Origin of the sequence: Streptomyces sp. SID13726, from assembly GCF_010548375.1 — a bacterium.
Taxonomy (GTDB): Bacteria; Actinomycetota; Actinomycetes; order Streptomycetales; family Streptomycetaceae; genus Streptomyces.
In genome coordinates, this window is the sequence record NZ_JAAGLY010000051.1 from 1 (window position 1) to 10681 (window position 10681).

Genomic DNA, 10681 nt, shown 5'->3' on the forward strand with positions numbered 1-10681 from the left:
CAGCCCGCCCCCGGCGGCTGGCCGGCCAACCGGCCGCAGCCCGAACCCCCGGCGCCGCAGGGCGGCTACGGCTTCCCGCAGCCCCCCGCGCCCCAGCACCCGCAGAGCGGCTACGGCTACCCGCAACCGCCCCAGCACCCGCAGAACCCGCAGGGCGGCTACGGCTATCCCCAGCCGCCGGCCCCGCAGCACCCCCAGAGCGGCTACGGCTTCCCGCAGCCGCCGCACAACCCCCAGAACCCGCAGAGCGGTTACGGCTTCCCGCAGCCCCCGGCGCCCCAGCCCCCGCAGGACGGCTACGGCTACCCGCAGCAGCCGGGCCAGCCCGGTCAGCCGCCCCAGAACCCGGCCCAGCCGCAGCCGCAACCGCAGCCCGGACAGCAGCCGCCGCAGGCGCCCAACCCCAGCCCCTACGCCGGTGCCCCCGGTCAGCCGGGTGTGGACCCCCGCACCGGTGCCGCCTGGCCGGCCGCCGTCCAGCACGACCAGCGGCAGCAGGTCGCCGGGGCCGGTGCGCCGCTCGGGTACAACGCGGCCGTCGAGCTGACCTCGGACCGGCTGGTCAACAGCAAGAAGCAGAAGGCCAAGAGCAGCCGGCCCGGCCCGGGTGGCTCGAAGTTCAAGCTCGGCGGCAAGAAGGAGGAGCAGGAGAGGCAGCGCAAGCTCGACCTCATCCGCACCCCCGTGCTGTCCTGCTACCGGATCGCGGTGATCAGCCTCAAGGGCGGCGTGGGCAAGACGACCACGACCACCGCCCTCGGCTCGACCCTCGCCACCGAGCGCCAGGACAAGATCCTCGCGATCGACGCCAACCCGGACGCCGGCACCCTCGGCCGCCGGGTGCGGCGCGAGACCGGCGCGACCATCCGCGACCTGGTCCAGGCGATCCCGTACCTGAACTCCTACATGGACATCCGCCGGTTCACCTCGCAGGCGCCCTCCGGTCTGGAGATCATCGCCAACGACGTCGACCCGGCCGTGTCCACGACGTTCAACGACGAGGACTACCGGCGCGCGATCGACGTACTGGGCCGCCAGTACCCGATCATCCTCACCGACTCCGGCACGGGTCTGCTCTACAGCGCCATGCGCGGGGTGCTCGACCTCGCCGACCAGTTGATCATCATCTCGACGCCTTCGGTGGACGGCGCGAGCAGCGCCAGTACGACCCTGGACTGGCTGTCGGCGCACGGGTACGCGTCACTCGTCTCGCGGTCCATCACCGTGATCTCCGGTGTCCGCGAGACCGGCAAGATGATCAAGGTGGAGGACATCGTCACCCACTTCGAGCAGCGCTGCCGGGGCGTGATCGTCGTACCGTTCGACGAGCACCTGGCGGCCGGTGCCGAGGTCGATCTCGACATGATGCGGCCGAAGGTCCGGGAGGCCTACTTCGACCTCGCCACGATGGTGGCCGAGGACTTCGTGCGGGCCCAGCAGGAGCAGGGTCTGTGGACGGGCCAGGGTGGCAACCAGCCGCCGACCATGGCTCCGCCGATGCCGGGCCAGCAGCAGGCCCCGGCCCCGCAGCCGCCGTTCCAGGTCCACCCCGGCGCCCAGCCCGGCCAGCCCTGGCAGACGGGCCAGCCGCAGCAGGGTCAGCCCCAGCCCGGTTTCCCGCAGCCGCCGTACGACCCGAACGCGGGGCGGCCGCCGCAGCAGTAGGCAGACGAAAGAGGGCCGGCACCTTCACGGTGCCGGCCCTCTTCGTATGAGCACGCCTCAGGCTCCGGCGGCCTCGATCAGCTCGGTGCAGCGCTTCACGTCGTCGGCGATCGCCTTCAGCAGCGCGTCCAGCGAGTCGAACTTCGCCTGCCCGCGGACGTAGGCGAGGAAGTCCACCGCCACATGCAGCCCGTACAGGTCGAGCCCGACGCGGTCGATGGCGTACGCCTCCACGGTCCGCTCGGTGCCGTCGAACTGCGGGTTGGTGCCGACGGAGATCGCGGCCGGCATCGCCTCGCCCTGGGCGTGCAGCCAGCCGGCGTAGACGCCGTCGGCGGGGATGGCGGTGTGCGGGAGGGTCTCCACGTTGGCGGTCGGGAAGCCAAGCTCACGGCCGCGCTGGGCGCCGCGCACGACCACGCCCTCCACCCGGTGCGGGCGGCCCAGGATCTCCCCGGCCCCCTCGACGTCGCCCTCGGCGACCAGCCGCCGGGTCAGCGTGGAGGAGAACGGCTCGCCGCCGCCCGCCGCGCCGGACACGTACAGGTCGACGACCTCCACCTCGAAGTCGTACGTCTTGCCCTGCTCGGTGAGGAAGTCGACGTTGCCCGCGGCCTTGTGGCCGAAGCGGAAGTTGGGGCCCTCGACGACCGCCTTGGCGTGCAGCTTGTCGACCAGGACCTTGACGACGAACTCGGCCGGCGAGAGCTTCGAGAACTCCGTGGTGAAGGGGAGGATCAGGAGCGCGTCCACGCCCAGGTCCGCCATCAGCTCGGCGCGGCGGTGGTGCGGGGCCAGCAGCGGCGGGTGGCTGCCGGGGCGGACGACCTCGCTGGGGTGCGGGTCGAAGGTGACGACGACGGAGGGAACGCCCAGCTCGCGGGCGCGGTCCACGGCATGCCGGATGATCAGCTGGTGCCCGCGGTGGACCCCGTCGTAGGAACCGATGGTGACGACGCTGCGCCCCCAGTCCTCGGGGATGTCCTCCAAGCCACGCCAGCGCTGCACTGTGACCGCTCCTCGTCGAACCCGTGTCCGTATTGATTCTCAAGACTTACGCAGGTCTAAGGGTGCCATGCCGCGTGCCCGGCGCCCGCATCGGCATGGGGGCTGTGACCCGACGCACGCGAAGTCAGGCCGGTACCCGCACGCCCGCCAGGTTCTCGATCATCCGCCGGGTGCCCGGTCCGACCACCGCCGCCCACTCCTGCGGGGCCTCGGCCAGCCAGCCGGCCACCCGCGCGGCGAACCCGGGGACATGCCGGCCGAGGTCGACGAGGCCCCGGTCGAAGCGGGTCGCGCCGTCCGGGGTGCGGACCAGGAGAAGGCCGGTGCGGTGCACGAGGTCGCGGATGTCGTCACCGCCCCGCTCCCCCGCGCGGGCCGCGGCAGGGGGCAACAGGGCTGCCAGGACGGCCGGTTCGCGTTCACGGTCCAGGAGGAACGCGAGGAGTTCGTCGCGCAGGGGACGCGAGGGCGGGGCACCGGGAGCCACCAGTACGGCCGCCAGCGCGGCCCGCACCCCTTCGGGACCGCCGTCGAGCAGCCGGCTGACCAGCGGCAGGAGTACGGCCCGGGCGGCGGGCCCCTGGTCGAGGCGCCGGTCGACATAGGCGGCCACGTCCCCGGCGGTCTCCGGGCGCCGCTCCACCGCCTCCCGCACCAGTACGGCGACCTTGCGGGCCAGGGCGGGCGTGGTGACGTCGGCGAGCGTCCGCAGCACCTCCCCGGCACCCGGCCGGCGCAGCCGCTCCCGGAAGGCGTCCAGGACCGCGTCGGGGTCGGTGGTGAGGGCGGGGACCAGCGCGTCGGCCGGGAACCGCGGGTCACCGGCCGCGAAGTGCCCGAGCGCCTGCGGGAGATGACGGGCCCGCGTGCGCGGATCGCGGACCAGCAGGGCGAGCGCGCCGCCGTGCAGCGTGCAGTCGTCGGGGCGGGCCAGCAGGGCGAGGGCGGCGTAGCGCAGCAGCTCGCGGTCGGCCTCGGTGCGCACGTGCGGCGCTGCCCGCAGTCCGTACGCCACCGCCGCCACCCTCCTGGCCGGCCGCTCGTCGTGCGCCCAGCGGTCCACGGCCCGGCACACCGCCGACGGCTCGTCCTCGGCCAGCACGGCGAGCAGCTCGTCGGCCCGCCGGTGCGCGCACCCGACGAGGACCTCGGTGAGATCGTCCAGGGCCCTGGTGCGATGGGTGTGCAGCAGCGCCTGCGCGGCCTTCGCCACGGTCGCGTGCGGGGTCGCGGGCAGCGGCCGCTCGTCGTCGAACCACGCGGTGAGATGCGGTTGTACGGCGGTGGGGTCCGTGGCGAGCAGTTCCGCCACGGCGTCCAGGAACCGGGGGCCGGGTTCGCTCGGGGGCCCGTCGGCGAGGACGAGCCGGCGCAGCAGGTCGAAGCGGGCGCCCGGCGGCAGCGGGAGGGCCGTCCAGAACGCCGGTCCGAACGCGGGCGGGACCGGCTGCTCCTGGCGGCGCCGGGCCACGAGCCGGTCGGTGAGCTGCCGCAGGACCTCGGTGTACGGGGTCGCGTCAGGCACCCTCAGCAGGGTCTCGGTGAGGAGCCGGGTCGCCCACCAGGAGTGCGGGTCGGCGTCGAGGGCGTGGATCAACTCCTCCAGCTTGTACGCCAGTCCGGACGTGCCGTGCTGGCGGGCGACGAGGAGCAGGGCCTGGACGACCGGTCCGATGCGGTGGTGCGGGACGGGCAAGGGGCGGGTCTCCCCCGGGACGCGACGGCGGTGGACCAGGGCGCGCAGGGCTTCGTCGAGGTCGAGGTGCATGCCCTGGATCCAGTCGGCCAGCTCCTCGTGCGCGAAGCGGTAGCCGGTGCCGGCGGGGACGAGAAGGCCCTCGGTGAGGACGGCGGTGGCCCAGCCGGTGCCGCCGAGCCGCCCGGGCGCCGGGCCCCAGGGGAACACCGCCTCGAACGACTCCCGGTCCAGCCCGCCCTGTCCCGGGCCGAGACTGCGCCGGGCCGCCTCGTGGACCTGTCCGGAGACCTTCGCGGCGAGCCGGCGGACCGCGGTGCCGCGCAGCCCGCTCGCCGTGGCCAGCCGTACCGCGACACGCAGGCACAGCAGGTCGAAGTAGGCGGAGAGGACGTCGTCGCGGTCCACGGGCGCGGGCGGGGCCGGTGGCAGGGCCGCGCGGACCTCGGAGAGCAGACGGAGGGTGAGGGGGTGGCGGGCGTCGGGGCCCGCGAGCACACCCTCGGGGATCGCGTAGCGGGCCCGGGCGCGGCGGGCCTCCTCGTCGCCGAGGTCGGTGAGCCGTACGCAAGGGGCGCTCCCCGGGCCACCGTGATCGGAGCCGTGCAGCAGCCCGGCCGGGAAGTCCGCCCCCTCCCAGTACTCCTCCCGGCACGCCACGACCAGCCGCGCCCCCGTCTCCGTCAGCCACTCGGCCGTGCCCTCGGTCCACTCGGCGAGGCGGTGGGCGAGGACCGGGGGCATCTCCTCGGGGCCGTCGAGGAGGAGGAACAGGGGGCGCCCCGCAGCCTGCGAGAGCCGGGCCAGGCGTTCGGGACCGAGGTCGCCGAGGTCGGCCGGGACGGTGTCCGTGGAGGTCGCCACGATCCGGGCGGCCCTGGTGAGCGCACGGCGGGCCGCGTCGGCGACGGAGTGGTCGGTGTCCGCCAGGTCGGCGCCGCGCAGCCAGAGGGTGGGGGCCGGGGCGGGCCCGCGGTGGCGGCGGGCGGCGAGGGCCGCGAGTTCCGTCGTACGGCCGCTGCCGGGCGGTCCGACGAGACCGAGCACCTTGGCCGAGCCCTCGGTGAACGCGGCGAACTCCCTGGATACCGCGGCCCGTTCGACCGGTTCTGTGGCGTCCGCGCGGCCCACGTAACCGGCGAGGGCGCCCGGCGGACCGTCCTGGCCCACCGAGGTGGCCGTCAGTTCCAGCACGCCGGCGAGGTTGAGGTCGGCGCCGTACGCCGGGACGGTCGCCGCGTTCTCCGCGAGGAGGTCGGCGAGGGGGCCGGGCCGCAGCGCCGGGCGGAGCGGAACGGCGTAACCGCTGTCCCGGTGCCCGCTCTGGAGGGCGGTGCCGAGTACGGCGACGACCGCGCCGGTCCCGGCGTCGAGCACGGGTCCTCCGGCGGCCCCGCCGCCCAGTCGCAGCGCGTCCCGGCCCGCCGTGCCGATCGCCAGCTCCAGGGCGTCGTCGAGGAGATGGAAGCGGTCGGTGGCCGTGTAGGTCACGGACACCTCGCCGAGCACCCGTGCCTCCCGCCAGCACCCGGCGGCCAGCCGCACATAGGTCCCGGTCCCGACACCGTCCCGCACGGAGAGCGGCAGCGGCTCCACCCCGAGCCCCTCGGTCCGCACCAGCGCCAGGTCCAGCTCGGGCAGCACGGTCACGGCGTCGGCGGCCACGACACAGCTGCGGTCGCCGGCGGCCCGCAGCACGAGCCGGGGCAGCCCGTCGACGGCTTCGTGACTGGTGACCACGGTCCCGCGATGATCGGCCACGAACCCGATCCCCCGGACCCGCCCGGCCAGATCATGCACCCGCACCAGATCCTCGTCCCGCCCGGGCCCACCCACCTCGTCCGGCCCCTGCCGCCGCCCCCGGGCATGCCGGGCCCGCCCGCCTTCACACGGACTGTGCCGGGGACGCCCGGCGTCTCCGTCGACCTCTTTGGCTGCACGATTCCCGGAGCGAGCACCACGCACGGCCCGGGCGCCCCGGCCCGCCTCGGGTTCCGACTCAACGGCATCACGCGAACCGGAGCCCGTGTCCGAGCCGCCGCCCTCACGCAGCCGCCCGGCCGTCTCCGACCCGCCGGAGGCAAGCGGTACCGGTCCGCCGACGGAGTCACCCTGTGCCGCCATGGCCGACCTCCCCGCCGTACGCACGTTCCTGCTTTCGACGGTAGGTGCGGGGTGATCAGCGGGACAGATCGCGTGGTGAACGCGCCCCCTTCCACTCCCCCGGTTCACTCCGAGCGCCTGCCCGCGCGGGTGAATGGATGGGGACGGGCGGATACACCCTAGGGGTGGGGGAACCGAGGGGGACTGTGGAGCGGCGGCACAACCCCGTGATCGCCGCTCCACGGGCAAGCAGACCCCGGTGGCCCTCAGCCGAAGACGGCGAGGCTCTTCGCCTTGCCCTTCTGCTCCTCGACCAGCGCGAGGAAGACACCCTCGGGGTCGAAGACGGCCACCGCACCGCGCCCGGTGTACTCCTCGGGCATGTCCAGCCGTACCCCGTTGGTGAGCAGCTTGGCCCGCCGCGCGTCGACGTCCCAGCGCGGGAACGCGGCTGTGGCGGCCTCGGCGATCGGCATCACCGCGAGGTCCTGCTGGAGCTGGTCGAGGGTCCTCGCGGAGTCCAGCTTGTACGGGCCCACCCGGGTGCGGCGAAGGGCCGTCAGGTGGCCGCCCACCCCGAGATCCGCGCCCAGGTCCCGCGCGAGCGCCCGGATGTAGGTGCCGGACGAGCAGACCACCGACACGACCAGGTCGAGGACCGGCGTGCCGTCCTCGGCGACCGCGTCCCGGACGTCGTACACCGCGAAGGACGAGATCCGCACGGGACGTGCCGGGATCTCGAACTCCTCGCCCTCGCGCGCCCGCTTGTACGAGCGCACCCCGTCGATCTTGATGGCGCTGACCTTGGACGGCACCTGCATGATGTCGCCGCTCAGCTTGGCGATCCCGGCGTCGACGGCTTCCCGGGTGACCTTCGAGGCGTCGACCGACCCCGTGATCTCGCCCTCGGCGTCGTCGGTCAGGGTCGTCTGGCCGAGCCGGATCGTGCCCAGGTACTCCTTCTCGGTCAGCGCGAGGTGCCCGAGGAGCTTGGTCGCCTTCTCGACGCCGAGGACGAGCACGCCCGTCGCCATGGGGTCGAGGGTGCCGGCGTGTCCGACGCGGCGGGTCCTGGCGATCCCGCGCATCTTGGCGACCACGTCGTGCGAGGTGAAGCCCGACGGCTTGTCCACGATGACAAGGCCGTCGGGCGTCCGGTTCTTCTCGGTCATTCGGCGGCGTCGTCCGTCTCGTCCTCGTCGCCCGGCTTCCGGTACGGGTCGGCCTCGCCGGCGTACTTGGCACCGGCCGAGACCTCGCGCACCTTCTCGTCGGACTGGCGGGCCTTGTCGAGGAGGTCGTCGATGGTCTTGGCGGTGTCGGGCAGGGCGTCGGCCACGAAGGTCAGCGTCGGGGTGAACTTCACGCCCGCCGCCGCCCCGACCGCCGAGCGGAGCACGCCCTTGGCGCTCTCCAGTCCGGCCGCCGCGGCCGCCCGCTCCTCGTCACCGCCGTACACCGTGTAGAAGACGGTCGCCTCCCGCAGGTCACCCGTGACCCGGGTGTCCGTGATGGTGACGTGCGATCCGAGCCGCGGGTCCTTGATCCCGCGCAGCAGCTTCTGGGCCACCACCTCTCGGATGAGGTCCGCCAGCCTCTTGGCGCGCGCGTTGTCGGCCACTGGTCCGTCTCCTTAAGTACTTACTTCTTGCTTCAGTCTTCGTCGCTGTGGAGCCTGCGTCGAACCGAGAGCAGTTCCACCTCGGGCCGCCCGGCGACCAGCCGCTCGCAGCGGTCCAGTACGTCGGTGAGGTGTCCCGTGTCCCCGGAGACCACCGCGAGCCCGATCTCGGCCCTGCGGTGGAGGTCCTGATGGCCCGTCTCCGCCGCGCTCACCGCGTACTTGCGCTGGAGCTCGGCCACGATCGGACGGACGAGAGAGCGTTTCTCCTTCAGCGAGTGCACGTCGCCGAGGAGCAGGTCGAAGGACAGAGTCCCCACATACATGTGTGTCCGGATGTCCCGCCGGTTCGGGGTACGGGCGCCACGCTTCGACGCCGATACGGGAACCGTACACGCAACGGCCGGGGCCGATCGACGGAAATTCCCGGAGGGAACAGCTCCGCCGATCGGCCCCGATCGCGTGCTACGACGGTCAGCCGCGCGGCTTCTCGCGCATCTCGTACGTCGCGATGACGTCGTCGACCTTGATGTCGTTGAAGTTTCCGAGGTTGATACCGCCCTCGAAGCCTTCGCGAATCTCGGTGACGTCGTCCTTGAAGCGACGCAGACCCTCGATGTTGAGGTTCTCCGCGATGACCTTGCCGTCGCGGACCAGACGCGCCTTGGTGTTGCGCTTGACCTCGCCGGAGCGGATGAGAACACCCGCGATGTTGCCCAGCTTGGACGACTTGAAGACCTCGCGGATCTCCGCCGTACCGAGCTCGACCTCTTCGTACTCCGGCTTGAGCATGCCCTTGAGGGCCGCCTCGATCTCCTCGATCGCCTGGTAGATGACCGAGTAGTACCGGACGTCCACACCCTCGCGCTCGGCCATCTGCTGCGCACGCCCGGCGGCGCGCACGTTGAAGCCGATCACGATGGCGTCGGAGCCCATCGCCAGGTCGATGTCCGACTCCGTGACCGCACCGACGCCGCGGTGCAGGACCCGGATGTCGACCTCTTCGCCGACGTCCAGCTGGAGCAGGGAGGACTCGAGAGCCTCGACGGAACCAGAAGCGTCACCCTTGATGATGAGGTTGAGCTGCTGGACCTCGCCGGCCTTGAGCACCTTGTCCAGGTCCTCGAGGGAGACGCGGCGCGTGCGCTTGGCGAAGGCCGCGTTGCGCTCGCGGGCGGCACGCTTCTCGGCGATCTGACGGGCCGTACGGTCCTCGTCGACCACCAGGAAGTTGTCGCCGGCGCCCGGGACGTTGGTCAGACCCAGCACCTGGACCGGCGTGGACGGACCCGCCTCGGCGACGTTGTTGCCGTTGTCGTCGAGCATGGCCCGCACGCGGCCGTAGGCGTCGCCCACGACCATCGTGTCGCCGACCCGCAGGGTGCCTCGCTGCACGAGGACCGTCGCCACGGCACCGCGGCCGCGGTCGAGACGGGACTCGATGGAGATGCCCTGCGCGTCCTGGTTCGGGTTGGCCCGCAGGTCGAGCGAGGCGTCCGCGGTGAGGACCACAGCCTCCAGCAGGGAGTCGATGTGCAGACCCTGCTTGGCGGAGATGTCGACGAACATGGTGTCGCCGCCGTACTCCTCGGCCACCAGGCCGTACTCGGTCAGCTGACCGCGCACCTTGGTCGGGTCGGCGCCCTCGACGTCGATCTTGTTGACCGCGACGACGATCGGGACGTCGGCCGCCTTGGCGTGGTTGAGCGCCTCGACCGTCTGCGGCATGACGCCGTCGTTGGCCGCGACGACCAGGATCGCGATGTCCGTCGACCGGGCACCACGGGCACGCATGGCGGTGAACGCCTCGTGACCCGGGGTGTCGATGAAGGTGATCGCGCGGTCCTCGTCGTTGACCTGCGTGGAGACCTGGTAGGCACCGATGTGCTGGGTGATGCCGCCGGCCTCGCCCGCGATGACGTTCGTCTTGCGGATGGCGTCGAGGAGCCGGGTCTTACCGTGGTCGACGTGACCCATGACGGTCACGACCGGCGGACGGACGACCAGGTCCTCGTCGTCGCCCTCGTCCTCGCCGAACTCGATGTCGAAGGACTCGAGCAGCTCACGGTCCTCCTCCTCGGGGCTGACGATCTGAACCGTGTAGTTCATCTCGCCCGCGAGGAGCTGCAGCGTCTCGTCGGAGACGGACTGCGTGGCCGTGACCATCTCGCCGAGGTTCATCATGACCGCGACGAGCGACGCCGGGTTGGCGTTGATCTTCTCCGCGAAGTCGGTGAGGGAGGCACCGCGCGACAGGCGAATGGTCTCGCCGTTGCCGCGAGGCAGCATCACGCCGCCGACCGACGGGGCCTGCATGGCCTCGTACTCCTGGCGCCTCTGCCGCTTCGACTTGCGACCGCGACGCGCGGGACCGCCGGGACGGCCGAAGGCGCCCTGCGTGCCACCACGGCCACCGGGACCGCCGGGACGACCACCGAAGCCGGGACGACCGCCGCCACCGGCGCCGGGACCACCCGGACGACCGGCGAAGCCGCCGCCACCACCGCCGCGACCGCCGGGACGGCCTGCGAAGCCGCCACCGCCGCCGCCACCGGGACGACCGGCGAAGCCGCCGCCGCCACCGGGAC

General features: G+C 72.9%; 7 protein-coding genes. 1 reads left to right on the forward strand and 6 read right to left on the reverse strand.

Features of this window, described 5'->3' with window-relative positions; translation table 11 throughout:
- The coding region (locus tag G3I78_RS46190; RefSeq protein ID WP_164436496.1) for a MinD/ParA family protein at positions 1 to 1665 on the forward strand (1665 nt) is incomplete at its 5' end.
- A 57-nt stretch (positions 1666 to 1722) separates the two neighbouring features.
- On the opposite strand, the gene G3I78_RS46195 is transcribed toward G3I78_RS46190, so the two are convergent.
- From G3I78_RS46195 to infB, 6 genes are all read right to left on the reverse strand, one after another.
- Positions 1723 to 2673: a bifunctional riboflavin kinase/FAD synthetase gene (locus tag G3I78_RS46195; protein WP_164436498.1), complete on the reverse strand. Its 951-nt coding sequence runs from the start codon at positions 2671 to 2673 to the stop codon at positions 1723 to 1725.
- 124 nt (positions 2674 to 2797) lie between these two features.
- On the reverse strand, positions 2798 to 6175 hold the full coding sequence (locus G3I78_RS46200) for a trypsin-like peptidase domain-containing protein (protein ID WP_164436500.1): 3378 nt from the start codon (positions 6173 to 6175) through the stop codon (positions 2798 to 2800).
- Positions 6176 to 6738: 563 nt separating this feature from the next.
- The gene (gene truB / locus G3I78_RS46205; protein ID WP_164436502.1) at positions 6739 to 7644 is read right to left on the reverse strand and encodes a tRNA pseudouridine(55) synthase TruB; all 906 of its coding nucleotides are present in this window, start codon (positions 7642 to 7644) and stop codon (positions 6739 to 6741) included.
- Positions 7641 to 8093 carry a 30S ribosome-binding factor RbfA gene (rbfA, locus tag G3I78_RS46210; RefSeq protein ID WP_057616708.1) on the reverse strand — a complete coding sequence of 151 codons (453 nt, stop codon included), beginning with the start codon at positions 8091 to 8093 and terminating at the stop codon, positions 7641 to 7643. The genes truB and rbfA overlap by 4 nt, the downstream gene beginning before the upstream one ends.
- A gap of 32 nt (positions 8094 to 8125) precedes the next feature.
- Positions 8126 to 8419, reverse strand: a complete 294-nt coding sequence (locus G3I78_RS46215) for a DUF503 domain-containing protein (protein ID WP_164436504.1) — start codon at positions 8417 to 8419, stop codon at positions 8126 to 8128.
- Positions 8420 to 8567: 148 nt separating this feature from the next.
- The coding region (infB, locus tag G3I78_RS46220) for a translation initiation factor IF-2 (protein WP_164436506.1) at positions 8568 to 10681 on the reverse strand (2114 nt) is incomplete at its 5' end.

Excerpts from the sequence above, each read along its gene's own strand:
- truB (WP_164436502.1), bottom strand. The coding sequence starts at position 7,644 with ATGACCGAGAAGAACCGGACGCCCGACGGCCTTGTCATCGTGGACAAG.
- G3I78_RS46215 (WP_164436504.1), bottom strand. The coding sequence starts at position 8,419 with ATGTATGTGGGGACTCTGTCCTTCGACCTGCTCCTCGGCGACGTGCAC.